The 24,783-nt window shown below is 74.9% G+C and carries 32 protein-coding genes; 14 read left to right on the top strand and 18 right to left on the bottom strand.

Translation table 11 applies throughout. The features are described from left to right. Positions 1-18: 18 nt before the first annotated feature. Positions 19-642 carry a lipoprotein gene (locus IE219_RS15040; protein ID WP_229849773.1) on the bottom strand — a complete coding sequence of 208 codons (624 nt, stop codon included), beginning with the start codon at positions 640-642 and terminating at the stop codon, positions 19-21. Positions 643-976: 334 nt separating this feature from the next. Further along, positions 977-1,360: a winged helix-turn-helix transcriptional regulator gene (locus IE219_RS15035; RefSeq protein ID WP_189977415.1), complete on the bottom strand. Its 384-nt coding sequence runs from the start codon at positions 1,358-1,360 to the stop codon at positions 977-979. 112 nt (positions 1,361-1,472) lie between these two features. Here IE219_RS15035 and IE219_RS15030 point away from each other — a divergent pair, with 112 nt between their 5' ends. From IE219_RS15030 to IE219_RS15020, 3 genes are all read left to right on the top strand, one after another. Beyond that, the gene (locus tag IE219_RS15030) at positions 1,473-1,883 is read left to right on the top strand and encodes a RidA family protein (RefSeq protein WP_189977413.1); all 411 of its coding nucleotides are present in this window, start codon (positions 1,473-1,475) and stop codon (positions 1,881-1,883) included. A gap of 138 nt (positions 1,884-2,021) precedes the next feature. Further along, positions 2,022-2,954: a YsnF/AvaK domain-containing protein gene (locus tag IE219_RS15025; RefSeq protein WP_189977412.1), complete on the top strand. Its 933-nt coding sequence runs from the start codon at positions 2,022-2,024 to the stop codon at positions 2,952-2,954. Between the two features lie 128 nt (positions 2,955-3,082). Then, positions 3,083-3,265, top strand: coding sequence for a hypothetical protein (locus IE219_RS15020; protein WP_189977410.1), 183 nt, complete (start codon positions 3,083-3,085; stop codon positions 3,263-3,265). Between the two features lie 31 nt (positions 3,266-3,296). Here the strand turns inward: IE219_RS15020 and IE219_RS15015 are convergent, their stop codons facing one another. The 6 genes from IE219_RS15015 to IE219_RS14995 all read right to left on the bottom strand — a co-directional run bounded on the left by IE219_RS15015 (position 3,297) and on the right by IE219_RS14995 (position 7,516). Beyond that, positions 3,297-4,109 carry a DUF6230 family protein gene (locus IE219_RS15015; protein WP_229849772.1) on the bottom strand — a complete coding sequence of 271 codons (813 nt, stop codon included), beginning with the start codon at positions 4,107-4,109 and terminating at the stop codon, positions 3,297-3,299. After that, the gene (locus IE219_RS31710) at positions 4,106-4,780 is read right to left on the bottom strand and encodes a hypothetical protein (protein ID WP_229849771.1); all 675 of its coding nucleotides are present in this window, start codon (positions 4,778-4,780) and stop codon (positions 4,106-4,108) included. The genes IE219_RS15015 and IE219_RS31710 overlap by 4 nt, the downstream gene beginning before the upstream one ends. Then, positions 4,777-5,178 carry a DUF6114 domain-containing protein gene (locus IE219_RS15010; RefSeq protein WP_189977406.1) on the bottom strand — a complete coding sequence of 134 codons (402 nt, stop codon included), beginning with the start codon at positions 5,176-5,178 and terminating at the stop codon, positions 4,777-4,779. The genes IE219_RS31710 and IE219_RS15010 overlap by 4 nt, the downstream gene beginning before the upstream one ends. After that, positions 5,172-5,957: a DUF6230 family protein gene (locus IE219_RS15005; RefSeq protein ID WP_229849770.1), complete on the bottom strand. Its 786-nt coding sequence runs from the start codon at positions 5,955-5,957 to the stop codon at positions 5,172-5,174. Before IE219_RS15005 ends, IE219_RS15010 begins: the two co-directional genes overlap by 7 nt. Next, positions 5,954-6,670, bottom strand: a complete 717-nt coding sequence (locus IE219_RS32270; RefSeq protein WP_189977404.1) for a DUF6114 domain-containing protein — start codon at positions 6,668-6,670, stop codon at positions 5,954-5,956. The genes IE219_RS15005 and IE219_RS32270 overlap by 4 nt, the downstream gene beginning before the upstream one ends. Positions 6,671-6,835: 165 nt before the next feature. Then, complete coding sequence (locus tag IE219_RS14995) at positions 6,836-7,516, bottom strand: DUF6230 family protein (protein WP_189977402.1); 681 nt, start codon at positions 7,514-7,516, stop codon at positions 6,836-6,838. Between the two features lie 189 nt (positions 7,517-7,705). Between IE219_RS14995 and IE219_RS14990 the strand changes: the two genes are divergently transcribed. Further along, a complete protein-coding gene (locus IE219_RS14990; RefSeq protein WP_189977400.1) occupies positions 7,706-8,317 on the top strand; it encodes a TetR/AcrR family transcriptional regulator in 612 nt (203 codons plus the stop codon). A gap of 25 nt (positions 8,318-8,342) precedes the next feature. Here the strand turns inward: IE219_RS14990 and lepB are convergent, their stop codons facing one another. After that, complete coding sequence (gene lepB, locus IE219_RS14985) at positions 8,343-8,954, bottom strand: signal peptidase I (RefSeq protein WP_189977398.1); 612 nt, start codon at positions 8,952-8,954, stop codon at positions 8,343-8,345. A gap of 100 nt (positions 8,955-9,054) precedes the next feature. Further along, positions 9,055-10,203 carry an AraC family transcriptional regulator gene (locus IE219_RS14980; protein WP_229849769.1) on the bottom strand — a complete coding sequence of 383 codons (1,149 nt, stop codon included), beginning with the start codon at positions 10,201-10,203 and terminating at the stop codon, positions 9,055-9,057. A 224-nt stretch (positions 10,204-10,427) separates the two neighbouring features. Between IE219_RS14980 and IE219_RS14975 the strand changes: the two genes are divergently transcribed. Then, complete coding sequence (locus IE219_RS14975) at positions 10,428-10,859, top strand: Rieske (2Fe-2S) protein (RefSeq protein WP_189977396.1); 432 nt, start codon at positions 10,428-10,430, stop codon at positions 10,857-10,859. 66 nt (positions 10,860-10,925) lie between these two features. Here the strand turns inward: IE219_RS14975 and IE219_RS14970 are convergent, their stop codons facing one another. After that, positions 10,926-11,579 carry a cysteine hydrolase family protein gene (locus IE219_RS14970; protein ID WP_189977394.1) on the bottom strand — a complete coding sequence of 218 codons (654 nt, stop codon included), beginning with the start codon at positions 11,577-11,579 and terminating at the stop codon, positions 10,926-10,928. Between the two features lie 95 nt (positions 11,580-11,674). Between IE219_RS14970 and IE219_RS14965 the strand changes: the two genes are divergently transcribed. Further along, positions 11,675-12,142, top strand: coding sequence for a pyridoxamine 5'-phosphate oxidase family protein (locus IE219_RS14965; RefSeq protein WP_189977392.1), 468 nt, complete (start codon positions 11,675-11,677; stop codon positions 12,140-12,142). A gap of 91 nt (positions 12,143-12,233) precedes the next feature. Here IE219_RS14965 and IE219_RS14960 read toward each other — a convergent pair whose 3' ends face one another. Next, positions 12,234-13,136 carry a LysR family transcriptional regulator gene (locus IE219_RS14960; RefSeq protein WP_189977391.1) on the bottom strand — a complete coding sequence of 301 codons (903 nt, stop codon included), beginning with the start codon at positions 13,134-13,136 and terminating at the stop codon, positions 12,234-12,236. Between the two features lie 73 nt (positions 13,137-13,209). On the opposite strand from IE219_RS14960, the gene IE219_RS14955 reads away from it, so the two are divergent. The 3 genes from IE219_RS14955 to IE219_RS14945 all read left to right on the top strand — a co-directional run bounded on the left by IE219_RS14955 (position 13,210) and on the right by IE219_RS14945 (position 15,356). Next, positions 13,210-14,244 carry a DMT family transporter gene (locus IE219_RS14955; RefSeq protein WP_189977389.1) on the top strand — a complete coding sequence of 345 codons (1,035 nt, stop codon included), beginning with the start codon at positions 13,210-13,212 and terminating at the stop codon, positions 14,242-14,244. Positions 14,245-14,530: 286 nt separating this feature from the next. Continuing rightward, positions 14,531-14,998 (top strand): DUF6232 family protein, encoded by a 468-nt coding sequence (locus tag IE219_RS14950; RefSeq protein WP_229849768.1) that lies wholly within the window; start codon positions 14,531-14,533, stop codon positions 14,996-14,998. A gap of 4 nt (positions 14,999-15,002) precedes the next feature. Further along, positions 15,003-15,356, top strand: a complete 354-nt coding sequence (locus tag IE219_RS14945) for a hypothetical protein (protein ID WP_189977387.1) — start codon at positions 15,003-15,005, stop codon at positions 15,354-15,356. A gap of 10 nt (positions 15,357-15,366) precedes the next feature. On the opposite strand, the gene IE219_RS14940 is transcribed toward IE219_RS14945, so the two are convergent. Further along, positions 15,367-16,701: an aminotransferase class I/II-fold pyridoxal phosphate-dependent enzyme gene (locus IE219_RS14940; RefSeq protein WP_229849767.1), complete on the bottom strand. Its 1,335-nt coding sequence runs from the start codon at positions 16,699-16,701 to the stop codon at positions 15,367-15,369. A 48-nt stretch (positions 16,702-16,749) separates the two neighbouring features. Between IE219_RS14940 and IE219_RS14935 the strand changes: the two genes are divergently transcribed. Together IE219_RS14935 and IE219_RS14930 are read left to right on the top strand one after the other, a co-directional pair. Beyond that, the gene (locus IE219_RS14935; RefSeq protein WP_189977383.1) at positions 16,750-17,493 is read left to right on the top strand and encodes a pyridoxamine 5'-phosphate oxidase family protein; all 744 of its coding nucleotides are present in this window, start codon (positions 16,750-16,752) and stop codon (positions 17,491-17,493) included. 47 nt (positions 17,494-17,540) lie between these two features. Further along, entirely contained in the window at positions 17,541-18,185 is a 645-nt protein-coding gene (locus IE219_RS14930; RefSeq protein ID WP_189977381.1) for an FMN-binding negative transcriptional regulator, read from the top strand. A 60-nt stretch (positions 18,186-18,245) separates the two neighbouring features. Here IE219_RS14930 and IE219_RS14925 read toward each other — a convergent pair whose 3' ends face one another. From IE219_RS14925 to IE219_RS14915, 3 genes are all read right to left on the bottom strand, one after another. Beyond that, positions 18,246-19,232: a DMT family transporter gene (locus IE219_RS14925; RefSeq protein ID WP_189977379.1), complete on the bottom strand. Its 987-nt coding sequence runs from the start codon at positions 19,230-19,232 to the stop codon at positions 18,246-18,248. A 321-nt stretch (positions 19,233-19,553) separates the two neighbouring features. Continuing rightward, positions 19,554-20,546: an EamA family transporter gene (locus IE219_RS14920; protein WP_189977377.1), complete on the bottom strand. Its 993-nt coding sequence runs from the start codon at positions 20,544-20,546 to the stop codon at positions 19,554-19,556. An 84-nt stretch (positions 20,547-20,630) separates the two neighbouring features. Continuing rightward, positions 20,631-21,215 (bottom strand): Clp protease N-terminal domain-containing protein, encoded by a 585-nt coding sequence (locus tag IE219_RS14915; protein WP_189977376.1) that lies wholly within the window; start codon positions 21,213-21,215, stop codon positions 20,631-20,633. 220 nt (positions 21,216-21,435) lie between these two features. Here IE219_RS14915 and IE219_RS14910 point away from each other — a divergent pair, with 220 nt between their 5' ends. Together IE219_RS14910 and IE219_RS14905 are read left to right on the top strand one after the other, a co-directional pair. Continuing rightward, complete coding sequence (locus IE219_RS14910) at positions 21,436-21,660, top strand: hypothetical protein (RefSeq protein ID WP_189977374.1); 225 nt, start codon at positions 21,436-21,438, stop codon at positions 21,658-21,660. 68 nt (positions 21,661-21,728) lie between these two features. Further along, positions 21,729-22,157: a type II toxin-antitoxin system Rv0910 family toxin gene (locus IE219_RS14905; protein WP_189977371.1), complete on the top strand. Its 429-nt coding sequence runs from the start codon at positions 21,729-21,731 to the stop codon at positions 22,155-22,157. Between the two features lie 71 nt (positions 22,158-22,228). On the opposite strand, the gene IE219_RS14900 is transcribed toward IE219_RS14905, so the two are convergent. Then, a complete protein-coding gene (locus tag IE219_RS14900; protein WP_189977369.1) occupies positions 22,229-22,846 on the bottom strand; it encodes a PadR family transcriptional regulator in 618 nt (205 codons plus the stop codon). 207 nt (positions 22,847-23,053) lie between these two features. Between IE219_RS14900 and IE219_RS14895 the strand changes: the two genes are divergently transcribed. Further along, positions 23,054-23,863 carry a PhzF family phenazine biosynthesis protein gene (locus IE219_RS14895; protein WP_189977367.1) on the top strand — a complete coding sequence of 270 codons (810 nt, stop codon included), beginning with the start codon at positions 23,054-23,056 and terminating at the stop codon, positions 23,861-23,863. A gap of 69 nt (positions 23,864-23,932) precedes the next feature. Here the strand turns inward: IE219_RS14895 and IE219_RS14890 are convergent, their stop codons facing one another. After that, positions 23,933-24,712 (bottom strand): CPBP family intramembrane glutamic endopeptidase, encoded by a 780-nt coding sequence (locus IE219_RS14890; RefSeq protein WP_189977365.1) that lies wholly within the window; start codon positions 24,710-24,712, stop codon positions 23,933-23,935. Between the last annotated feature and the right edge of the window lie 71 nt (positions 24,713-24,783).

The raw sequence follows: 24,783 nt of genomic DNA, 5'->3' as shown, positions 1-24,783 counted from the left end.
TTGTTCGAACTTGCCCGATTACGGAGCAGGTCGAGCGGGAAGGGAAGATTCCCGCATCGTGTTCTTGGCGAGAACGTAAGCGGGAAGCATCTTCTCGTGCTCCCCGGTGTCGAGACCGCCCAGATGGAGAATGACGGAGCCCCGCGGAAGCTTCACGGCCAGGGCGCGCTCCCGCTTCACCTCTCCCTGGGCGGCACCGGGCTTGAGGTAGGTGACCTCGGTGGCAGGGAACGAGCCCGCCTTCGTTTCGCGGTAGGCGGGCTTCTCCGCGCCCGCCTCTTGCGCCATGTAGCCGTCGAGGATCCCACGGGAGCCGAGCTTCGCGTCCCGGCCGGCCCACACGCGCAGGAATCCCGCGTACCCGGCAGGCTTGGCATCGATTTCGCAGACCAGGGAGACACCCCCCTGAACGGGCGGGGTGCCCCCGCCGTACCCACCTATCGCTTCAGGAACCCAGGATTCGGCGATGTCGAATGCGGCGGGAAGCCGACATGCGCTGTCCGAGCCGCCGACGGTGGCGACCGCCGGAGCCGCCGCAAGGTCGTCCCGCCAATCACCTCCGCCCGAAGAGGAGGCGCACGCGGCCGTCGAACCGCCGACCAAGACGAAGGAAACGAGCCTGAAGAAGAGTTTTCTGCGCATCCCCGTATCCAGCTCGGTTGGTAAAGGACACGTCAAGCTACATCCGAGCATGATCACGGTCAACCGTGATGATCAGACTCCCTGAATAAGGGGATTCACCTTCCGTACGACTTGCAATGATCTGGCAGTCGATTCATTTCGGATTCTTCAAATTCTCGGAATATTCAACATGTATGCATGCTTGATGCGTGTTCGGGCTCTTGTCGCGCAAGAAGCGAATTGTGCGGTTCCTCTGGCGGCCGCCGGACGGGTCAGCGGGTGCGTTCGCGGTGGCGGCGGGCCTTCGCCCGCGACGCCGAGGACGCCGAAGCCCCCAGGGGAAGGGGGCGAGGTCTCAGCGGGAAGGAGGGCCGCTCTCCTCGTCGGACCGCGCGTCGAAGGCGTGGCGGGCGTTCTCGATGGCGGGCAGGTGCGCGTCGGCCCAGGCGAGCAGGACGTCCACCGGGTGGCGGAGGGTCTTGCCGAGGGGGGTGATCCGGTAGGTGACCGCCACCGGCCGGGTAGCGGTCACCTCGCGCTCGACCACGCCGTTGCGCTCCAGCCGGCGCAGGGTCGCCGTCAGGGACTTCTGCGTGACGGCGGGGATCGCCCGGCGCAACTCGTTGAAACGGCAGGGCCGTTCGCAGAGCCGGTCGAGGACGGCGAGCGACCACTTGTCCAGCACCTGGTCGAGGAGCTCGCGGTGCGGGGCGCCGACGCGCGGCCCGGCGGTATCCATGGCGAAACCTGGTCTCGTTGAAGTGCCTTCAGGACACTAAGTATCTTCCGGATACCGGAGCGGGGCGTCAAACGGGACTCCTCCGCCCGTCCGCGAAGCAGGAGAAACCACCATGACCGTCCGGCACTTCACTCCCCGGGACATGCTGCGGCCCGTCCCGTACCACCACGTCTCCGTCGGCACCGGCACCCGGCAGGTCCACGTCAGCGGACAGATCGCCCGCCTGGCCGACGGGACGCCGGTGGCGCCCGGCGACCTGTCCGGGCAGGTCGCCCAGGCCCTGCGCAACACCGCCACCGGGCTGGCCGGCGCGGGGGCCTCGTTCGCGGACGTGCTCCGGCTGACGTTCTACGTGACGGACTGGCGCCCCGAGCTGATCGGCGCGTTCATGGCCGGGGTGGAGTCCGTCGCCGAGGAGGTCGGCCTGCCCGCGCCGATGCCCCCGGCCTCCCTCATCGGCGTCGCCCACCTCTTCGAGCCGGACGTCCTGGTGGAGGTCGAGGCGACCGCGCTCCTCGACTGACCCCTCCCCCTCGCCCGCTCCGCCTTCCGTTCAACGGTCAACCGGTCGACGATCAAGTGTTCCGGTGGTGTCCGCGACGTTTCCCCATCGGTCGGCCGGTTACTCGCCGGGTGAACGGACCGACACCAGGAGGCCGACATGATCACGCAGGAGCAGATCCCGACTGTGCTGGACCATCCCGTCCACGACGCCGAGGGGAAGAAGATCGGCGACGCCCGGCACGTCTTCGTCGACGACGCCACCGGGCAGCCCGAGTGGGTGACCGTCAGGACCGGTCTCTTCGGCACCCACGAGTCCTTCGTCCCGATCCGGGACGCCTCCGTGGTCGGGGACCATCTGGAGGTCCCCTATCCCAAGGACCGCGTGAAGGACGCCCCGCACGTGGACGTCGACGGCGGCGGCCACCTCGACGCGCGGGAGGAACAGCGCCTCTACGAGTACTACGGCATCGCGTGGGACGACGCCTGGCAGAAGGCCAACGCACCGGGTGAGGGCGGCTGGGCCCACGGCGGCGCGGGCGGAACCGGTGCCGCGGGCACGGACGCCACGGGGACCACGGGGGCGGCGGGGACCACAGGAGCAGCGGGAGCGGCAGGGGCCATGGGTGCCGCAGGGGCGGCGGGGGCCGTGGGTCGGGACACCGCGGGCCGGGAGGCCCGTACCGACGCCGGAACCCATGGCGCCGAGGGCGCGATGACGCGGTCCGAGGAGCGGATGCGCGTCGGCACCGAGCGGGTCGAGAGCGGCCACGTCCGGCTGCGCAAGTACGTCGTCACCGAGGAGGTGCAGCAGACCGTGCCGGTGCGGCACGAGGAGGTGCGCGTGGAGCGCGAGCCGATCACGGACGTCAACCGCGACGAGGCCCTGTCCGGGCCCGAGATCACCGAGGCCGAGCACGAGGTGGTCCTCCATGAGGAGCGCCCCGTCGTCGAGACGGAGGCGGTGCCCGTCGAGCGGGTGCGGCTGACGACGGACGAGGTGACCGAGGAGGAGACCGTCACCGGCCGGGTCCGCAAGGAGCGCATCGAGATCGAGGGCGACGACACCGGCGGCGAGGCGCGGAACGCCTGACTCCCCCGCCGCGCCCGCACCGGACGGTTCCCGCCCCGCGCCCCGGGACGGGAACCGTCCGGTCCCGCGCGGAGTCCGGGAGGGTGGGGCCGGAGCCGGGGGGCTTCGCCCGGGAACCAGGGGGGCGCATGAACCTGTTCGACTTCGAGTGGGGCGGACGCGACGACGACGCGGTGGACACCGGCGGGCACGGCTGCGGCTGGGGGACGGTGCTCCTCCTCGGCTTCTGCGCCCTGCTGGTGGTCCTGATGAACTGGGCCTTCGACTTCCTGGGATCGGCCCTCGGCTGGCTGCTCGGCCTGCTGGGCTGAACCGGGCCCCGGCCGGAGGGCGTACCGGATCTCACGGTGTGCCGGGGGTGCCGGTCGGGGCGGCGGGGGGCGGGCAGGGCACGGAGCCCGGCTTGACCGAGAGCTTGAGCCGGGGCGTGGTGAGCAGTCCGGGGATCTGGAAGTCCTGCGCGGTGCCGGTGATCCGGTCGAACTTGGCGTAGCGGGCCTGGATGCCGAAGCGGTGCTGCGGCGCGCCCAGCGGGTTGGGCACGAAGGCGCCGCCCGCGTCCTTGACGGTGCGGACGTCGGCGCCGTTGACGTTGAGGTCGACGACGCCGTCCATGTCGAGGACGCCGGTGGCGTTCCTCAGGTCGAGGACGGTGTTGCGGGTGCGGATCTCCCAGGAGCCGGGGTTGTCGTCGCCGAGGGTGAGGAGCAGCGTGTACGTGGCTCCCGCGATCTGCTGGCGGCGGCTGAGGCACAGGCCGTTGAGGACGCCGTCGGCGAAGCCCATCCGCAGCACCCGCACGCTGCCGGCGGTGCCGTCGGGGCGGACCGTCGGCTGGTCGACGACGGCGGCGGCGTACTGCGTCCCGTACAGGCTGCTGGTGGTGAAGTCGACCGGCTGGTCCTGGACCTGGAGGCCGACGGCGAGGGCGCCGGTGGCCATCGCCGAGCCGATCCCCCCGGCCGCGAGGAGGGCGGGGACGGCGACGGCGAGGCTCCGGCGCCAGTGCGTACGGCCTTCGGGAGGGAAGTCCGGACGGGGGCTGGGGCGGGAGTCCGGGCAGGAGTCCGGGCCTGGGCTCGGGTTCGGGTCCCGGCCGGAGTCCGGGCGGGGGCTCGGGCGCGGGTCCCGGCGGGGGGTGTCCGGGGGGTTCATGGCGTGGTCACCGTGATCGTTCCGGGGAGGTGGACGGGGTTGTCGGTGGAGTCGAGGGCCGCGTGGTCGTCGACCGTGCGGATGGCGTAGATGTCCCCGGCGAAGTCCTCGGCCCCCGCCGTCAGCGGGATGAGGGAGCCGAAGAAGTCGAGCAGGCCCTGCACGCCGCAGATCTTGAGGAGGACCCGGACGCAGACGTTGGTGATGTTCCCCCACATGGTGGTGGTCTCGGGCCGGCCCGCGCTGTCGTAGCCGCCCAGCGAGCCCTCGTTCGGCACGTCGATGGTGAGGGTGTGGCCGTCGGCCCGCTGCGTGACGTTCATGTGGGAGCGGATCTGGAGCTTGGTGAAGGTGTACTTGTTGGTGACCCGGGTGGTGCCGTCGGAGAGCCGGATCGTGACGCCCTTGTCGACGGTGAGGGAGACGGCGACCATGCTGTCGATCGTCACCCGCAGCGGGTAGGGGCTGGGGAGGAAGGGGACGCCGAGCGGTTCGACGGCGGCGGCCGTCCGGTTCGCGGCGCTGCTGGGCTGCCCGGCGAGCAGGGCGGTGACGACGGCGAGGAGCAGCGCGCCCGCCACCGCGAGGGCCTTGCGCCGCCCCCGTACCCCGGTCCCGTTCCGTACGCCTGTCCCCTCTCGGAAGGCGCCGGGCCGGGCGGGGGCCGTCATCCGCGCACCGCCTCGGGTGCGGACGGGCGGCGGGCGGGGCGGCGGACGCCCCAGCCGACCGTCATCGAGCCGCCGAGGACGCCGAGCGCCATGCCGAGGAGGAAGCCGCCGAGGTTGGAGACGACCAGGGAGACCACGGCGAGGACGCAGCCGATGAGGCCGAAGGTGTAGCGCTGTCGGGGGGCGGCGATCGGGATGAGCCCGCACAGGATCATCCCGCCGCCGACCAGGTATCCGGCGATGCCGCCGAAGCCGGTGCTGACGATCAACCGCACCGAGCTGAGGGAGAACTTGAGGACCGTCCAGCCGCCGGCCACCAGCCACGCCCCGCCCCAGAACGGGCGGGTGCGGCGGAAGGCCCGGAACCAGAGCCGCGCGGCCCGCGCCCGGCTCAGCACGTGGTGGCCGTTCCCGCGACGACCCGCAGCTTCAGGTCGGGCAGCACCAGCGCGCCGGCCATCTCGGCGTCGTAGGCGGTGGCGTGGAGGCCGTGCAGCTTGATGGAGCTGCCGCCCTCGCCGCCCGCCGAGCCGAGGCCGAAGCCGCCGGGCAGCGCCCCGGTGAGCGGCTTCCCGGCGACGGTGACCTGGTCGGCGGACTGGCCGAGCACCGCGTTCTGGAGGGTGGTGGGGCCGTACGCCTGGAGTTCGGTGGCCTGGATGTAGAGGTTCGAGGCGTCTATGTCGGTGGTGAAGTCGGCGGGCGGGGCCGCGGTCACCTGCTGGCCGCCGGTGAGCAGCAGCGAGTACGGCACGCCCGCGATCGACTGGTGGACGATCCCGCACAGTCCGGCGAGCCCCGCGCTGGCGAAGCCGACGCGGGCCATCGCCGTGTCGGTGGCCGTGGTGCCGTCCGGGCGGCCCACGGCGGGGGTGTTGACGATGGCGCCGAAGCCGGTGCCGGAGACGCCGTTGGAGGTGAGGGTGAAGGGCTGCCCGGTGACGCTGAAGTTGGCGGCGAGGGCGCCCTGCGCGAGGGCGGCGCCGAGCGCGCCGACGGCGAGGCAGGAGGGGACGAGGGCGAGGGCGCCGCGGCCCCAGCGGGTGCCGCGCCGGACGGGTTCGGCGGCCTCGGCGAGCATCCGGGCGTTCCAGTCGGCGGCGGCGCGGGCGCCGTGCGCGCCGAGCAGGGCGAGGCGGCCGCGGGCCGTGCGGGAGGCCGTCAGGAAGGCGTTCACGCTGATCCGCTCCCCAGGGGTGCGGGGGACGCGGGCGCCCCCTCGGTGGTGGTCCGGGTCCGGCGGAAGGGGCCGCGGCGGCCGGTGGGCTTCTCGGGCAGCCAGCCGAAGGCCATGGCGCCGCCGAGGATCGACAGGGTCATGCCGACGAACAGGCCGCCGAGGTTGGAGAGCGGGAACGACGCCACGCCGGCGATGACGGCGATGGTGCCGGCGGTGTGGCGCTGGCCGGGCAGCGCGAGGACGAGCAGCGCCATCGCCATGATGACGACGCCGCCCGCCATGCCGGCGATGCCGCCGACGCCGACCTGGAGGATCTTGCCGAGCGGGGCCATCGGCAGGAAGAAGATCACGAAGCCGCCGAGGGCGATCCAGAGGGCGGCCCAGAACGGCCGGGTCCGGCGCCAGCGCCGGAAACCGCGCCGGGCGCGGGCGGGGAGGGAGGGCGCGGGGGCCTCGGCGGCCGGGGCGGACACCTGGACGGCGGGGGCCGGGGCGGTCGCGCCGGGGGCGGCTGCGGCGTGGAGAACCGTTCCGTCGCCGGGCGGGACGAAGGTGGGCGGGGTGGAGCCGGGCGGAACCGAGGCGGGCGGCGCGGAGGCGGCCGGGGTGGAGCTGGCCGGGGTGGAGCCGGGCGGAACCGAGGTGGGCGGTACGGAGCCGGGCGGGGCGGGGTCGGGGTGGTCCGGGCCGGGCGGGTCGGTGGGCGTCACGGGGGCCTCGCAGGGGCGTTCGGGGGCGTACGGGAAAGGCGGGGCGTGCGGGAAAGGCGGGGAGCGTGGGGCGGCGGGTGGCCGGTCCCGGGGCGGCGCGCCCCGCGGTGGCGCGCCGTCCCGGTCCGGGTCGTGCGGTGGTGCTCGTGCGGTGCGGAGGGGATGTCAGCAGCCCACTTCGCCGTGCTTGATGGCGATGGCGAGGTCCGGCAGCGTGATGGCACCGGCGATCGTGGCGCCGTTGGCGTCGGCCTTCAGATCGCTGATGTCGGTACGGCCGCCGGTGGCGTCGAGGCCGAACTGACCGGCGGCGCCGTCCTTGATGCCGGTGGCCTTGATGCCGTCGCCGTCGGCCGCGGCGCCGATGACGTTCGGGGTGGCGTCGCCCGCGTTCAGGGTGGCCGTGGACGCCTTGAGCGCCTGGGCGTCGAGGACGAGCTTGTTGGCCTGGAGGCCGGCGCCGTTCGCGAGCTGGTCGCTGGTGAGCGGGGTGGCCGCGGCGGGCGAGGAGATGTTGAGCGACCAGGTGCCGAGGCTGCCGATCACCGGCAGGTCGACCGACTGGGTGGCGTGGACGCAGATGCCGTCGAGACCGGCCTTGGCGATGCCGACCTGGGCGGCGCCCTTGGGTCCGCCGGCGTCGATGGTGTGCATGACCGCGCCGATGCCCTGCGGCGCCGCCACCGTCCTGGAGCTGAGGGTGAAGGGGACGCTGGTCAGCGAGAGGTTGGCGGCGAGGGCGCCCTGGACCATCGCGGTGGCCATGGCGGCGACGGCGGCGCCGGCCGGGACGGCGAGGAAGGCGGATCTGCGCCAGCGGGTGACGCCTCTGGGCTCGTGCTGCATGAGGGTTCTCCAACCGTTGGTCCGCGCGGGTGGCGCGGGGTGGGGATGCGGACAGCCGTGCGTCCGGGGCCGGCGGCCGGGGACGAACAGACACTCTGTGGCTGACTGTTCGAGAATTGGACACTCTTAGAAGTTGTGTCAATACTGCGGACACTCTTCGGAGAAATGACGCTGCTCTAGGCTGGCGCGATGGCACGCTTCAGGGAGACCGTCCGGACACTGCTGCGCGAACGCCTGCTGGACGCCGCCTTCGCGCGCGTCGCGGACCAGGGCTTCGGCAGGCTGCGGATGGCGCACCTGGCCGGTGACGTGGGCGTCAGCCGGCAGACGCTGTACGCCGAGTTCGCGTCGAAGGAGGCACTCGGCGAGGCCCTGTTCCGACGCGAGCTGGAACGCTGCCTGATGGGCATCCAGCAGGGCCTGGACGCGCACCCGGACGACCTGCGCGCGGGCGTGCGGGCGGCCGTGGCCTTCACCCTGACCCTGGCCGGACGCAACCCGCTGATCCGCTCCGTGCTCACAAGCACCGGCGACGACGGACTCCTCCCCTACCTGACGACCCGGTCGGCCGCCGCCTTCGAACTGGCGACCGCCATGACCGGCGCGTACGTGGCCGACACCTGGCCCTCGATCGACCCGGTGGCGCGCGAACTGGCGGTGGACGCGGCGGTCCGGCTGACGGCCAGCCACGTCGTGCAGGCCACCGCGCCGCCCGAGGAGTCGGCCCGCCGGATCGCGGACACCGTGGTGCGGATCGCCCTGAGCACCGGCCGGGAACCGCTGCCGACGGCCCGGACCTGAGCCCCGCCGGGGCCCGGGCCCGCTCCTACGGCGGCAGGGGACCGGCGTACTCCTCCAGGACCGGCCGGCCGCCGAGGCCGGGGGCGGTCGAGACCGGGTAGGCCCGCAGTCCGGCCCGGCCCTCGACGCGGTCGATCGCGCCCCATCCGTACTGCCGCGCGTCGTCGGACAGGTCGGGGTTGTCGCCCAGGTAGAAGAAGCGGCCCTCCGGCACGGCGCGCAGCGCGGCGCGCGGCACGCGGGTGCCGTCCGCCGCGCAGCAGGCGCCCGCGCGGTGGACCCGCCCGGTCCACTGCGGCGCGACCACCCGCAGGACGGGCCCCTCCCCTCCCTCCTGGAGCAGCACCTGGAAGGCGTCCTCGCCGGTCGACACGATCGCCACCTTGTCGCCGGGGAGGCCGATCACGCGTTTGACCAGGAGGGAGTCCTGCCGTCCGCCGCGCAGCAGGACGACGTCGAAGCGGGCGACGCGCCCCGCGGAGCCCGGCGAGACGAGGACGCGGTCGCCGGGGCGCAGGGTGGGCTCCATGCTGGATCCGTCGATCCGGACGCCGAGGGCGGTCACGGCGACGCCCGCGAGCAGGAGGAGCAGGACGCCGGTGCCGAGGACGGCGCCGAGGACGCGGCGCGCCCTCATCGGCGGCCGCGGCCGGGGCGCGGTACGGCCCCGGACCGGTGGTGTGCGGTCATGGCGGGACGGTAGGCCGGGGTGCGGGCGGCGGCCGTGACCGTACCGCTCAGCCTTGTTGACCGTGCCCGGTCCGCCGCTCCTCCCGGGGCGCGGGGCGGTCGTGCGGCGCGGTCGGCGCGGGGGCCGGGTCGCGGTCGCGGGCCTGGTAGGCGCGGGGGGTCTCGCCGGTCCAGCGGCGGAACGCCCGGTGGAAGGCGCTGGGTTCGGAGAAGCCGAGCCGGCGGGAGAGGCCCTCGATGGAGACGCGGCCCGCGGCGAGTTCCGCGAGGGCGTGGTCCCGCCGCACCTGGTCGCGGAGCCGTTGGTACGTGGTGCCCTCGGCGGCCAGTCGGCGGCGGAGGGTCTGCGGGCTGACCGAGAGCCGTTCGGCGAGCTGTTCGGGGGTGGGGACGGGTCCGGCGGGCAGGGCGCGGCCGATCAGGTGGCGGACCCGGCCGGTGGCGGTGCTGCCCCAGTCCGAGCGGGCGAGGACGCCGTCGGGGGCGTGCCGCAGGAAGTTCCGGAGGGCGGCGGCGTCGCGCAGGACGGGTTCGTCGAGGTCGGCGCGGTCGAAGACGGCGGCGGTGCGGCCGGCCCCGAAGACGCAGGGGGCGCCGAAGAGGACGGTGTACTCGGCGGCGTGGCGGGGCGCGGGGTGGGCGAACTCGACGCGGCGCAGCCCGATCCGGCGCCGGACGAGCCAGCCGGAGAAGCGGTGGGCGACGAGGACGGTGGCCTCGGTGCCGAGGTGTGTCGGGTCGTCGTAGCCGGAGACGTCGAACTCGACGCGTGCCTCGTCGGCGCCGTCGCGCTCCCCCGCCGGGGCGGCCGGTTCGACGAGCCGGAAGGCCGGTCCGCCGGGGAAGAGGGAGTAGAAGGCGCGGGCGCGGTGCAGGGCCTCGCGCAGGTCGCGGCTGCCGTGGACGACGACGTGGCCCATCATCGCGAAGGTGCCGACCTTGGTGGGGGCGCCGCCGAGGCCGAGGAGTTCGTCGTCGAGGGCCGCCCAGAGCATCCGGACGAGGCGGCCGAAGGCGGCGGAGGGGACCCGGTCGGGGCCGTCCCCGGCGAGCAGGGCGGGCGGCAGCCCGGCGCGGGCGAGCAGCGGGCCGGGGGCGACGCCGCGCCGCCGGGCGGCCTGTGCCACGGCCCGTACGTGGTGGGCGTGGACCGATCCCGACGCCGTCCGCATGCCCGCCGCCCCCGTCCCGGTCACGCCGACCCCCCGCCGGTGCTTGACACTTCACCCTGCGAATGTCCATCTTCGGACACTCTAGTGCGGACTGTAAGGCACAGGGGGTGACTCCTCGGCGAACGGGACCCACCTCACAGCGGCGGCGTCTACGGTCGCTCCGGACACACCTCCCCGGCGCCGCACGGCGGCGGGGCGCGCGACGGAGCGGCGCGGCGCGGAAGCGGCCGGGCGGAAATGGGGCAGGCATGGGCACGGTGGCACGGCGGACCGTGATCGCGGCCGGCGGGGCGGGGGTCGCGGCGGCGGCGCTGACCGCCTGCGGAGGGCCGGACGCGGAGGGCGGCAAGGCCGGCGGGGCCGAGGGCGGCGGCGGGGCGGGCGGCGCGGACGCGGCACCGCTCGCGAAGGTCGCGGACATCCCGGTGGGCGGCGGCAAGGTCCTGGCGGACCGGGGCGTGGTCATCACCCAGCCGAAGGCCGGGGAGTTCAAGGCGTTCTCGTCGAAGTGCACGCACGCGGGGTGCGCGGTGGGCGAGGTCCGGGACGGCGCCATCGTCTGCCCGTGCCACCAGAGCCGGTTCGACATCTCGGACGGCAGCGTGAAGGGCGGTCCGGCGACGGCGCCGCTGCCGCCGGAGCCGATCGAGCTGAAGGGCGACGAAATCGGCTTCGGCTGACGGGGCACCCGGGCCGGGACCACACCGGGGCCGTCGGGGCCGGGGCCGTCCGGGCGGCGCCGGGGGTCACCCCCCGGCGGGCGCGGCCCCCGGTGTCGCCCAGGCGGCGAGGAGTTCGTCGGTGGTGGTGACGGTGGCGACGAGGGCGAGGGTGTTGCGGATCATCGCCGGGGTGTAGTCGGCGGGCACCCCGGCGACGGCGTCCCTCGGGACGACGGCGGTGTAGCCGAGGTTGACGGCGTCGAAGACGGCGTTGGGCACGGCCACGTTGGCGGAGACGCCGGTGACGACGAGGGTCCGGCAGCCGAGGTTGCGCAGCAGCGCGTCCAGTCCGGTGCCGGCGAGCGGCGAGAGGCCGTGCAGCCTGCGCACCACCAGGTCCTCGTCGGCGGCTTCGAGGGGCTCGGCGAGGTCGACGGCGGGGCTGCCGGTGAGCTGCTGGACCGGCAGCCGGGCGGCGACCCGGAACAGGCGGGCGTTGGCGCTGGAGCCCCGGCCGTCGGGCCGCCGCTCGGCGAGGGCGTGCACGACCTGGACACCGGCCGCGCGGGCGGCCCCGACCAGCCGGGCGACGTTCGCCAGCGCCCCGGACTCCCGCGCCTCCGCGGCGAGTTCGGGCAGGGCACTGTCCGGTCCGACCACTCCCCGCTGGCATTCGACGGTGAGCAGGACGACCCCCTCGGGACCCGGCGGCCGACGGCGTTCCTCGGTACGGCCCATCTCTTCATCTCCCCCTCGTACGCGCCCCTTGCGCCGGGGCCGACGCGCACCCATGATTTCTGACGTCTCGTCAGAAATCCAGAAGGGTGCGGAGGATGACCGTCGCACAGCGTCGCGGACGCCGGATCATGATGACCCCTCAGGAGCTGGACTCCTTCCTCTCCGAACAGCGCACCTGCCGGGTCGCGAGCGTCTCCGCCGACGGCCGGCCGCACGTCAGCGCGCTCTGGTACGCGTGGGACGGCACCTCGCTCTGGCTCTACTCGATCACCCGCAGCCGCCGCTGGTCCGAACTGCGCGCCGACCCCAGGATCTCGGTCCTGGTGGACGACGGGGTGGAGTACGGCGAGCTGCGCGGGGCGGAGCTGTCGGGCACGGCCGTCTTCGTCGGCGAGGCCCCGCGCACGGGCGAGCCCTGCCCCGAACTCGACGCGATGGAGCGGCTGTTCGCCGCGAAGAACTTCGGTCTGGAGGCGATGCCGCACGACGGCCGGCACGCCTGGCTCCGCCTCACCCCGGACGCGATCGCCTCCTGGGACTTCCGCAAACTCGCCGCGCTCTGAGCCCCCGACGGCGGCCCGCGCACGCACGAGGCGCCGCCACCGACCCCCGTACGTGTAGAGGCGGCCCGTACGCGCGAGGCCCCCGGCCCCCTCAGTCCGCGTGGGGGCGGCCCGCCTCCCGCAGGGCCTCGACGACCGCCCGCAGGGACGGCCGGCGGCCGGCGTCGGAGCGCCAGGTGGCGTAGATGTGCCGGCGGACCTTCTGCCGTACGGGGACGAAGACGACGCCCTCGGGGTGCGGACGGCCGAGCCGGGGCGTGACGCACACGCCGAGCCCGGCGGCGACCAGGGCGAGCTGGGTGTGGTGCTCCCCCGCGAAGTGGGCGATGCGCGGCTCGATGCCCTGCGAGCGGAGGGTGAACATCAGCCAGTCGTGGCAGAACTCGCCCTCCGGCCAGGACACCCAGTCCTCGTCGGCGAAGTCCTCCAGGTCCACCGCCTCCCGCCCGGCGAGCCGGTGACCGGCGGGCAGGGCGACGTCGGCGGAGTCGTCGAGCAGGTGGGCGCGCTCCAGCTCGCCGGGGACCGGGGCCCGCTTGTTGCTCCAGTCCAGGACGATGGCGAGGTCGGCATCGCCGCGCAGCACCGCCCGCACCCCCTGCTCGGGCTCGAACTCGGCGGTGCGGACCCGCAGGTCGGGGTGGCCGGCCCGGAGCGCGCCGAGCGCGGCGGGGAAGAGGCCGCGGGCGGCGGTGGGGAAGCCGACGAGGCGGACCTCGCCGACGACCTGGCCGCGCCGGGCCTCGATGTCGGCCTGGGCGAGCTGGACGTGGGAGAGGATCCGGGCGGCGTGCTCGGCGAGCAGGAGTCCCGCGTCGGTGAGCCGCACGCCGCGCCCGTTCTTGGCGAGGAGCTGCTGGCCCACCTCCCGCTCCAGCTTGGAGAGCTGCTGGGAGACGGCGGAGGTCGTCACGTGCAGGCCGTCCGCGGCGCCGCTGACGGAGCCGTGCCGGGCGACGGCGTCGAGGGTGCGGAGGCGCTCCAGGTTCAACATGTAAGTGATGCTAAGGGAAGGGGTCGAAGAAATCTCGCTTGTTCTACGAGGTGGGGAGGTTCACTCTGAGTGCATGACCCTCCCCGCCACGCCTCCCGCCCCCGCCCGCAGCCCTCTCCCCGCCCCCTTCCGCGCCCGTCTCCTCGACTGGCGGGTCCGCTTCGGCGTGCTCGCCCTGATCTGGGGTTTCAGCTTCCTCCTCATCAAGGTGGGGACGGAGGGCTTCGCCCCCTTCCAGGTGACCTTCGGCCGACTGCTGTTCGGTACGGCGGTACTGGCCGCGGCGCTGGTGGTGAAGCGGGACCGGCTGCCGCGCGGGGCGCGGGTGTGGGGCCATCTGGCGGTGGCGGCGTTCCTGCTCAACGCGCTGCCGTTCTCCCTCTTCGCGTACGCCGAGCTGACGATCCCCTCCACGCTCGCGGGGATCTGCAACGCGACGACGCCGCTGTGGGGCATGGCCCTCTCGCTGGTCGCACTCTCCGAGGACCGGCCCACCCGGGTCCGGGCGGCGGGTCTGGGCCTCGGCTTCATCGGCGTGCTGACGGTCCTGGGTGCCTGGCAGGGCTTCTCGGGCCTCGACGTGACGGGTACGGCGCTGGCCCTGCTGGCCTCGCTCAGCTACGCGGTCGGCTGGATCCACGTCCGCCGGACCCTGGGCGGCTCGGGCGCCTCCCACCTCTCGCTCGCCACCGGCCAGGTGGGCCTCGCGACCCTGCAACTGGCCCTGGTCACCCCCTTCTTCACCACCCTGCCCGACTCGGTCGAGGTGCTCCCGCTCCTCTCCGTGATCGCCCTGGGTGCGCTGGGCACCGGGTGGGCGATGCTGCTCCAGTACGGCGTGGTGGCGGAGGTCGGCCCGACGACGGCGTCGATGGTCACGTACTTCATCCCGGTCATCGCGACGGCGGCGGGCGTGGCCTTCCTCGGCGAGCAGCTGTCCTGGAACACCCCCGTGGGCGCCCTCGTCGTCCTCCTCGGCGCCGCCCTCACCCAGACCCGCCGCGCCCCTCGCCGCACCCCGGCCGCGCCGGAAGCCCCGCGCCCGGGGACCGTACCCCCGAAGGCCCCGGCCTCCGCCGCGCCCCGAAAGTCTCCGGCCCGTATCTGAATACTCGTCAATTCTCTTGATTCTTCCTCTACTTGGCCAGTTCTCGCCTGCCGTGCCGGGTGCGCTTACCGCTTAATGGGGCTCCCCGCGCGGAACGCGGGGCCGGCGGACGCGCGTACAGGGGGGACACATGGACACCGTAGGGAACTCCGGACCGCCCGCACGGCCTCCGGGCTCGCCGCCATCGGCGCCGCCCCCGCCGCCCGGGCCTCCTCCGGAGCCCCCGGACACGCCGCCCCCGCCGTTCCCGCAGCCGCCGCGCCCCGGAAGCACACTGGAGATCTCGGTGCGGCAGCGGATGCTCTGGGTCGGCGCGGCGGCCTTCCCGCTGCACAACCTCAGCCGGATCGAGGCGTTCCGCCTCAAGCCCGACCGGAGCGCGATCCTGCTCGACTTCCTCAAGTGGCTGGCGATCGCCGCCGTCGTCTACGTGGCGATCTCCGTGACCTCCGGCGGGAACCCTCCCGAGGAGCTCCGGTCCCCGCTGCTCGTCATCACGCTCGGTCTGGGCGTCTTCTTCCTCGCCCGCCTCTTCACGGCGGCGAAGCCGATCCTGGCCGTGGAGACGGCCGGCGGCTCCCTGATCGCCGTGACCCTGCCGGACATGAACGAGCTGCTGGCGATCGCCGGAAGGATCGTCCACGCGATCGACCACCCCGGGGCCGAGTTCACGAGGACCGTCTTCCAGATCAGCAACTACAACGGGCCCGTCGTCCAGCAGAGGGGCAACATGAACACGGGGTTCAGGGGATGAGGCCATGACCGAACCGACCCGTCACACGACCTACAACGGACCCGTCGTCCAGCAGACCGGCGACGGCAACATCGGCTTCAACCACGGCACCGTCCACATCACGAAGAACCAGGAGGTCCAGGCAGCCGCCCAGGAGCTGCTGGCCCGGCTCGCGGAGCTGGGCGACCGGGCCGTCCTCACCCGGGAGCAGTCCGGGATCGTCGAGGCGGCCCTGCCCGTGCTCGCCCGCGACCCCGGCGGCATGGCCGAGGGCGGTCTCACCCTGGCCCGGCTCGGCCTGCTCGCGAGCGCCGTCGGCCCGGTGGCGCAGCCCGTCGCGGACGCCCTGGCACGGCTCCTCGGCCTCCTGGCGGGCTGACCCCCGGCCCCTACCCGTAGGTGCGGGCCGGGGCCGGGCCCGCCGCGGCGGCCACGGCGTCGGCGAGGGGGGCGAGGTCGCGGGAGGTGAGCTCGGAGACGGTGAGGCGGACGGCCGGAGGCGCGGCGAGGCGGAAGCGGGCGCCGGGGGCGACCGCCCAGCCGGCGGCGAGGAGGCGGGCGACGGCGCCCGTCTCGTCGGCGACCGGCACCCAGACGTTCATGCCGCCGCGTCCGTGCGCCGCGACGCCCCGCCGGGCCAGGGCCGCCACGAGGGCGTCGCGCCGCTCCCCGTACGCGGCGGCGACCGCCCCCGGGTCCACCGCGCCGGTGGTCCACAGGTGGGCGACGGTCTGCTGGAGGAGGCGGCTGACCCAGCCGGGGCCGAGCCGCTGGCGGCCGAGGACCCGGTCGACGGTCTCGGGGTCGCCGGTGAAGGCGGCGATGCGCAGGTCGGGGCCGTACGCCTTGGCGACGGAGCGGACCAGCGCCCAGTGGTCGGTGACCCCGGCGAGCGGGTGGAGCGGCCGGTCGACGATGCCGTGGCCGTGGTCGTCCTCGATGAGCAGCACGCCGGGCCGGGCGGCGAGGATCCGGCGGAGCGCGGCGGCGCGCCCGGCGGAGACGCAGGCCCCGGTGGGGTTCTGGGCCCGGTCGGTGACGATCACCGCGCGGGCCCCGTCGCGGTCGAGCGCCCGCTCGACCTCCCCGGCGAGCGGCCCGTCGTCGTCGACGGCGACGGGGACGGGCCGCAGCCCGAGGGCGGGGACGAGGTCGAGGAGGCTGCCCCAGCCGGGGTCCTCGACGGCGACGGCGTCACCGGGCCTGAGGCGGACGGCGAGGACCCGCTCGACGGCGTCGAGGGAGCCGGAGGCGACACCGACCGGCCCGGCGGGGACACCGTCCGCGTCGAAGGCGGCGCGCGCGAGGCGGGCGAAGTCCGGGTCGAGGGGCGCCTCTCCGTAGAGGCCGGGCCGGGCCGCGTACCGCCGGGCGGCCTCGGCGAGCGCGTCGCCGAGCGGCGGCAGCAGGGCGAGGTCGGGGTTGCCCCGGCTGACGTCCCGGACGCCGGGCGGGGCCTCGACGCGCAGCGAGCCGCGGGCGGTGGTGGCGGGCCGGGGGCGCACCCGGCTGCCGCGCCGCCCGTCGGTCTCGATGACCCCGCGCTCGCGCAGGGTGCGGTAGGCGGCGGCGACGGTGTTCGGATTCACCCCCAGCAGCCCCGCCAACTCCCGCATGGGCGGCAGGTGCTGTCCGGGCTCCAGGGCTCCGGTGCCCACGCCCCGCTCGACGCTGGCGGCGATCTCCGATGCGCGACGACCTTCGATCCGATACTCTCCTAGCACAAACAGCATTATGCACTAGTGCAATACGAGGAGCAAGGGGGAATCGCCATGGCGACCAGAGGGGCTACCAGAGAGACGAGCGGGACCACGGAGACGGCGGGGGCGCCCGGCACCGACCGGAGCGGGTCCGGCTACCTCCCGACCGGCCGCACCGTCCCCACCCGCGCCCGGCAGCGCGCCTCCTACGACCGGGAGGTGGTCCACGCGATCCTCGACGAGGGGTACGTCTGCCACCTCGGCTTCCTGCGCGACGGCGCGCCCGTCGTGCTGCCGACCCTCTACGGCCGGATCGGCGAGCGGCTGTACGTGCACGGCTCCACCGGCTCCCGCCCGCTGCGGGCGGCCGGGGCGGACGGCGCCGACGAGCCGGGGCTGCCGGTCTGCCTGACCGTCACCCACGTCGACGGCCTGGTCCTGGCCCGCTCCGCCTTCCACCACTCGCTCAACTACCGCTCCGTCGTGGTCCACGGCACCGCCCGCCGGGTCACCGACCCCGAGGAGCTGCGCGCCGCGCTCGACGCCCTCGTCGACCAGGTCGTCCCGGGCCGCGCGGCCGACTCCCGCCCCGCCGACGGCAAGGAGCTGGCCGCGACCGCCGTGCTCCGCCTGGACCTGGTGGAGGTCTCGGCCAAGATCCGCGAGGGCGGTCCGAACGACGACCCCGAGGACCTCGCCCTGCCGCACTGGGCCGGTGTCGTCCCGGTCGCCCCGCGCACCGGCACCCCGGTGCCGTCGGCGGACCTCGACCCGGCCGTCCCCCCGCCCGGCTACCTCGCCGCACTCCCCCGCTGACCCGCCCCGCCCCTCTCTCCCCGCCCGCTCCCTTCCGAGGAGGACCGATGCTCATCCACCCCTGGGACGCCGCCGACGAGACCGAGTGGCGGGAGTGGCTCGCCCGCCACTCCTTCGGCCAGCTCGCCGTCAACGGCCTGCCCGGCGACCCGCCCTGGGTCCAGCCCGCGCACTTCCGGTACGACGCGGAGCCGGGCCCGTACGGCCGGGTGATCACCCACCTCGCGCGGCCGAACCCGCTGTGGCGCGCCCTGGAGGCCGATCCGCAGGTGCTGCTGAGCGTGGTGGACGACTATGTGTACGTCCCCGGCACCTGGACCGCGTCCGAGGGCGCGCCCGCCGAGCACGGCACGCCCACCTCGTACTACGCGGCGGTCCAACTGCGCTGCGTCGCGCGCGTGGTGGACGACCCGGCGGAGAAGGCCGCGCTGCTGAACCGGCAGGTCGCCCACTTCCAGCCGGAGGGCGGCACCGCCCCGGCCGCCCCCGGCGAGGCCCCCTTCGGCCGGATGCTGTCCGGCATCCGGGGGCTGAGCCTGGAGGTGACGGAGGTGCGGGCGAAGTTCAAGTACGCGGGCAACAAGCCCGAGCACGTCCGGCGCGGGGTCGCGGAGCGGCTCGCCGAACGGGCCGGTCCCGGCGACCTCGCCGCCCGCGCCCACCAGCTGCGCCGCCTCACCGCCGACGAGTGAGCCCGGCGGCGCGGAAGCACGTCCGGCGGCGCGGAGACGGAGGCGCTCCCGGCGGGCCGCCTACGCGGCGGCGGGTGCGGCCGCCCTGCGCCGCTCCGCCGCCGTCCGGGCCTCCGCGAAGGCGAGTCCGGTGACCGCGGCGAGCAGCAGCACGGTCCCGAGCACCGTCGTCGCGGTCAGCTCCTCGCCGAGCAGGGTGACCGCCAGCAGCGCGGCACTGACCGGCTCCAGGAGCATGATCACGGAGACGGTGGCGGCCCGGACGACCGCGGCGCCCGCGAAGTACAGGGCGTAGGCGAGCGCGGTCGGGATCGCGGCCACGTACAGCAGCAGGAGCAGCAGCCGCACCACGTCCTCGGTGTGCGGCAGCAGCCCCTCGAACAGCGCGAACGGCAGCACCGCGACGGCGCCGACGCCGAAGCTCCACGCGGTGGTCGTCAGCGAGCCGGCGCCGCCGCCCCGGCTGCCGAGCCAACGGGTGAGCAGGGTGAGGGAGGCGAACCCGGCGGCGGAGAGGACCGCGTAGCCGACACCGGCGGGCCGGACCTCGGCGCCCCCGCCGCCCAGGACGAGGACGGTGAGCCCGGCGAGGGCGCCGACGACGGCCGCGAGACCGCCGAGGCCGAGGCGCTCGCCCATGGTGACGCGGGCGCCGGCCGCGATGAGGACGGGGCCCGCGCCGAGGGTGACGACCGTGCCGACCGCGAGGCCGGTGGACTCGACGGCGGCGAAGTAGGCGGTCTGGAAGACGGCGAGGCCGAGGCCGGTGCCGACGACGCGGACGAGCAGGATCCGGCGCGGTTCGGCGGCGGGCGCGGCGGTCCGGGACCGCCGCCCCCGGCGCAGCGCGCGCAGGGCCGGGACGGCGAGCAGCAGCAGGAGGCCGCCGGCGCAGCGCCAGAAGGAGAGGGCGAGCGGGCCCATGTCGCTGTTGCGGAAGACGAGGGACCCGGCGGCGCCGGCGGTGCCCCAGGCGACTCCGGCGACGACGAGGTAGACCAGGCTGCGCCCGACGGGCAGCGCGGACGGGACGGGTGAGTTCGGCACGTGATCGCTCCGGAAGGACGGTCCGCGCGGGGCGGACCGGGACGGAAGGGGGTCGTCGGCCGCGCGGACACCGGCGGAACGCCCGGCCGGATCCGGCCCGTCGTCCTTGGAGGAGTCACCGCGCGCCAGGACCTGCCGGTCGGCCGTCGTACCGGGGCGGGTCGCCCGGCGCGCTCGCCTCGGAGCCGTACCGCCGCTTCGGCTGTACGACCGGGCCCCTCGGGAAAGGGTGCGCACCGTGCGGACCGGACCCGACGAAAGCCGTCGGACAGGTCCTAGACGGCGGGAGGCGGAAGGACGGTCGCGTGCATGCCCGGCACCCTACGGGGCGGTCCGGCCGGCCGACAACTCCCCCGCGCGCTCCGGCTCCTCGCCGTCGGAGCCCGCGACGGGCCCGCCGGACGGCGGCTTGGGGGCGCTGGACTGGGCGATGAGCGCGCCGAACAGGACGAGCGCGCCGCCTAGGAGCTGCGGGGTCCCCAGGTGCTCGCCGAGCAGCACCCAGGCGAGGACGGTGGCGACGACCGCCTCCAGGCAGGCCACCACTCCGGCGACCTGCGGGGAGAGCCGGCGCACCGAGACGACGCCGGTGACGTACGCGAGGACGGTGGCGATCAGGACGATCCAGCCGAGCAGCAGCCAGGCCGGCACGGAGGTGCCGTCGAGGTCGGCCCGCCCGGTGAGGACCGCGGTGTCCATCCCCCACGGGCGGGCGACGGCCGTGAGGACGAGGGCGCCGATGAGCAGGCCGTAGGCGATCACGCCGAGCGGGTCGGCGGGCTCGGCCTCGTCGGCGCCCTGCTCGGAGAGGACGAAGTAGCCGACCTGGCAGCAGGCGGCGGCGAGCGCGAGGAGCAGGCCGAGGAGGTCGAAGCTCAGGCCGGACCAGACCTGGACGACGCAGGCGAGGCCGCCGACCGCGAGGACGACGCCGAGGGCGGCGGCGCGGGTGACCGGGCGGCGCTGCACGAAGCGGACCCAGCCGAGGACGAGCGCCGGGGCGAGGTACTCGACGAGGAGGGCGACGCCGACCGGGATGCGGGAGATCGAGGCGAAGTAGAACGCCTGGACGCCGGCGACGGCGAACAGGCCGAAGCCGATGAGCAGGCCGGGCTTGCGGCGCAGCAGGCCCCGGTGGTGCCAGGCCACGGGCAGCATGACGAGCGCGGCACCGGCGACCCGGAGCCAGACGACGTGGAGCGGGTCGAGCCCCGCCGTGATCAGCGGCTTGGCCGCCACTCCCGAACCACCGAATGCGAAGGCCGAGGCCAGGGCGAGTCCCAGGCCGGCGCTTCTCCCCTGAGACGCGTGCATCGGGCCATGATGGCAGGCCCCGGTCAGGTGCGTAACCCCCGTCGCACCTGGTGAGACGGGCCGGCGCGGCCCCCTGGGGCGGGGTCAGAACCTCGCGTCCGGTAAGGACCGGATGTCGCCCTCCGGCAGGGCGAGCGCCGCGGCGAGGGCGAGGGCGCGGGCGCCGAGCACCGGCGGGTCGATCCCGGCGTGCCGGAGCACCTCGCCGGCCCGGCTGGTGGGGTCGGCGGCGAGTCCGGCGAGCAGGTCGAGCCCGCGGGGGTGCTCCTCGCCGCGGGCGGCGGCCCGGCGCAGGGCCTCCTCCAGGGCCGCGGCGGCGGCCGGGGACCAGCGGGCGGTGCGCCGCCCCGCCCCCTCCCCGGCCCGCGCGGCGGGCAGCGGCGACGGGGCGCCGTCGCCCTCGGCGGACCGCTGCCAGCGGAGCCCGTATCCGATGGAGCGCTGGACGAGGTAGCCGAGGACCCGGGTGACGCGCTGCTCGCCGTCGAAGGCGGCGCGGGTCTCGGGGTCGGACTCGACGAGGGCGTGCAGCAGGTGGGCGGTGTCGACCTGGCGGTCGCCGTCCCGGCGGGCGCGGCGGCGCGCGGCGCCGACCACGGTGGCGAGCAGGGGTGCCGGACCGGCGGACGCCGGGGGCGGGGTGGAGCGCGACGGGACGGGAGGGTGCACCCTCCCACCCCATCAGCCGGGCCCCGTCCCGGTCATCACCGCCGAGAACCATGTCCGCGTCCCACCGGAGTCGTGCGTCCGCGCGCGCCGCCTCCTCCTCGGGGAGGAGATCCGGCCGATGTGGCCGACACGGCGCGCGCCGCCTTGATTTCGCGCGCGCCGCCCTGTTCCGGCCGCCCGGCGGCGCAACCGGGAGGCGGTCCGGGAGCGTCTTTCCCACGTGTTCTGGATGGTGGGTCTGTGCGCGGCCGACGGCCGGGAGTTCGTGTACCGGGTGTACGCCCCCCGGGATGCGCTGCCGGGCGATCTGTTCTGGGCGGCCTTCCACCGGCACGAGGAGGACGGCGGGCCACGCGTCTCGGACTCCTTCGACGGGGCCGAGATCCGGTGGATCGGGAACGGTACGGGTCCCGCCGCCGCAGAACTGACGGTTCATCAGTATTGAATGTTCGCGCCCCCGGGGCTACGTTCCGCGACACCAGAACCCAGCGGTACGCGTGAAGGGGTGGCGTCATGGCCGAAGTCAGCGCGGAGGCACGGATCGAGGCACCGTCCGGGAAGGTGTGGGAGCGCCTCACCGACTTCGGCTCGTACGGGGAGTGGAACGCCACCCACACCAGCTTCCCGGACGGCGGGCCCGAGACGCTGGCGGCCGGTGCCACCTTCACCGAGAACATGAAGCTGATGGGCTTCCCGGCCGAGGTGCTCTGGACGGTCGAGGAACTGGAGGAGGGCAGGGTCCTCGCGATCCGGGGCAAGGGGCCGATGGGCGTGATCGTCGGAACCCGCTACTCCCTGGCGGACGCGGACGGCGGGACGGCGGTCCGCGTCGACGGCGAGTTCACCGGGGCGGCGGTGGCGCTGATGGCGGGGAAGCTGAAGGATTCGGCGACGGCGGCGCTGAACGAGTCGCTGCGCAAGCTCGCGGGCCTGGTCGCCTGACACCACCGGCACGACGGACCACGACGGGCCCCGGGCGGCAGGTGCCGCCCGGGGCCCGTCGCCCTCCCGGCTCAGTGCTCGTCGGCGAGGATCAGGTACAGCTTCTTGCGGGTCTCGCCGATCAGCTCGACGGCCTTGCGGCGCTGCTCGGGGCTGCCGGTCTTCCAGACCTGGCCGAACGCCTCCATCAGGCCGAACCCGGCCTGCCGCACCTCGTTGAGCGCCTCCCAGTCGACTCCGCGCCCGGCCTCCTCCCAGGGGGCGTCCGGTGCGGCGGCGGCCTCCTCCCGCCCGGTGTCGGTGAGCGAGAAGAGCTTCTTGCCGCCCTCGCTGGCGCTGACGATCAGGCCCTCGTCCTCCAGCATCTGGAGGGTCGGGTAGACCGAGCCGGGGCTGGGCTTCCAGGCCCCGCCGCTGCGCTCGCCGATCTCCTGGATCATCTCGTAGCCGTGCATCGGGCGGTCCTTCAGCAGCGCCAGGATCGAGGCGCGCACGTCGCCGCGCCGCGCCCTCCCCCGGCCGCCACCCCGGCCCCGCTCGAAGGGGCCGAACCCGGGGCCGAAGGGCCCGAAGGCAGCGCGGCGCCCCTCGGCGTCACCCCACATCCCGGGCCCACGACCTCCACGCCCGGCTCCCCGGCCGTGACCGTGGCCGAACTCGTGTCCGTACTCGTCTCCGTGTGGACGCATCGCAACGCTCCTTCCGCGAGATTCCATCGACGAACTGTCGCGATGCCTCAACGATATATCGGAACTGTTCGACGAGCAAGCAACCGAACAAGCAGCCGGGCGGACGGCCGAGCACGCAGCCGGGCGGGCGGGCAGCCGTACGCCACCGGGCCAGGCGTTCCCGATTGGCCCGGGTCTCCCCCGCCCGCCCCCGGTACGGTCCGGAGCATGCGCATCCGAATCGTCGACGCCTTCACCGACCGGCCCTTCTCCGGCAACCCCGCGGGCGTCCTCCTCCTCGACTCCTTCCCGGACGACTCCTGGCTCCAGCAGGTGGCCGCCGAGGTCAACCTCTCCGAGACCGCCTTCGCGCACCCGCTGCCGCCCGGCGGCGAGGCCGACTGGGCGCTGCGCTGGTTCACCCCGGCGGCCGAGGTCGACATGTGCGGCCACGCCACCCTCGCCACCGCCCACGTCCTGCGCACCACCGGCGCCGCCGACGGCCCCGTCCGCTTCGCCACCCGCTCCGGCGTGCTCGGCGCCGCCACCGGTCCGGACGGCGGCATCACCCTGGACTTCCCGACCTCCTCGCTCACCCCGCTCCCCGTCCCGGACGGGCTGCCGGAGGCGCTCGGCGCCGAGGTCCTCGCCGTGCACGACACCTCCGCCCACGTCGGCGACCTGATCGCCGAACTCCGCGACGAGGCCGCCGTCCGCGCGCTCGCCCCCGACCTGGCCGCGCTCACCGCGCACTCCTCGCGCGGCGTCGTCGTCACCGCCCGCGCCGCCGACCCGGACGGCGGCTACGACTTCGTCTCGCGCGCCTTCTTCCCCTCCCTCGACATCGACGAGGACCCCGTCACCGGCAGCGCCCACACCGCGCTCGCGCCGTACTGGTCGGCCCGCATCGGCCGGGACGAGCTGACCGGCTTCCAGGGCGGCGCCCGCACCGGCCTGGTCCGCACCCGGCTGCGCGGCGACCGCACCCTCCTGACCGGCCGCGCCGTCACCGTCATCGACGGCGAACTGCACGCCTGACCCGGCGGCGGCACGACGAAGGGGCGTACGGCACCGGGTGCCGTACGCCCCTTCCGGGCCCGCGCCGCCTCAGAGGGTCGGCAGCCAGTCCACCTTCCCCGCCAGCAGCCCGTAGCCGACGAAGGCGACGATGTCGAGCAGCGCGTGCGCGGCGACCAGCGGGCCGACCCGCCCCCAGCGGCGGTAGAGCAGCACGAAGACGACGCCCATCACCACGTTGCCGAGGAAGCCGCCGATGCCCTGGTAGAGGTGGTACGAGCCGCGCAGCACCGAGCTCGCCACCAGCGCGGCCGTCGGCGACCAGCCCAGCTGCCCCAGCCTGCGCAGCAGGTAGCCGACGACGATCACCTCCTCCAGGACGGAGTTCTGGATCGCCGAGAGGATCAGGACCGGATACTTCCACCAGACCTCGGGCAGCGACTCGGGCACCACCGTGAGGTTGAAGCCGGACGCCTGCGCCGCCAGGTAGAAGGCCAGGCCCGCGCTGCCGATGCCGGCGGCCGTCAGCGCCCCGCGCCCGAGGTCGGACCACGGCCGGGTCCGGTCGAAGCCGATGTCCCGCAGCCCCGAGCCCTCCCGCGTCAGCAGGTGGGCGACGAGCAGCACCGGCACCAGCGCGGTGGCGATGCCGAAGAGCTGCCAGGTGAGGTCGAGCCAGGGGCGCCCGGGGGCGTACGAGCCGTTGAGGTTGGCCGCCTGCTCCTTGAGCGCGGCGGACCGGGTCAGCGAGCCGACGAAGCTGATGAGGGAGGAGACCCCGCTCGCGCCGAGCGAGAGCGCCAGCACGATGAGGGTCTCGGAGCGCAGCACCCGGGGCGGCGGACCGCCCGGGGCCGGGAGACCGTCCACGACCCGTTGTTCCGACACCACGCCCGTCTCCCGTTCCCGTCGCGACCGCCCGGGGACCGGCCTCGGTCCCC

It is taken from the genome of Streptomyces termitum, assembly GCF_014650175.1.
Classification (GTDB): Bacteria; Actinomycetota; Actinomycetes; order Streptomycetales; family Streptomycetaceae; genus Streptomyces; species Streptomyces termitum.
Note: the sequence above shows the minus strand (reverse complement) of the source record. Positions and strands in the feature narration are given on the sequence as shown.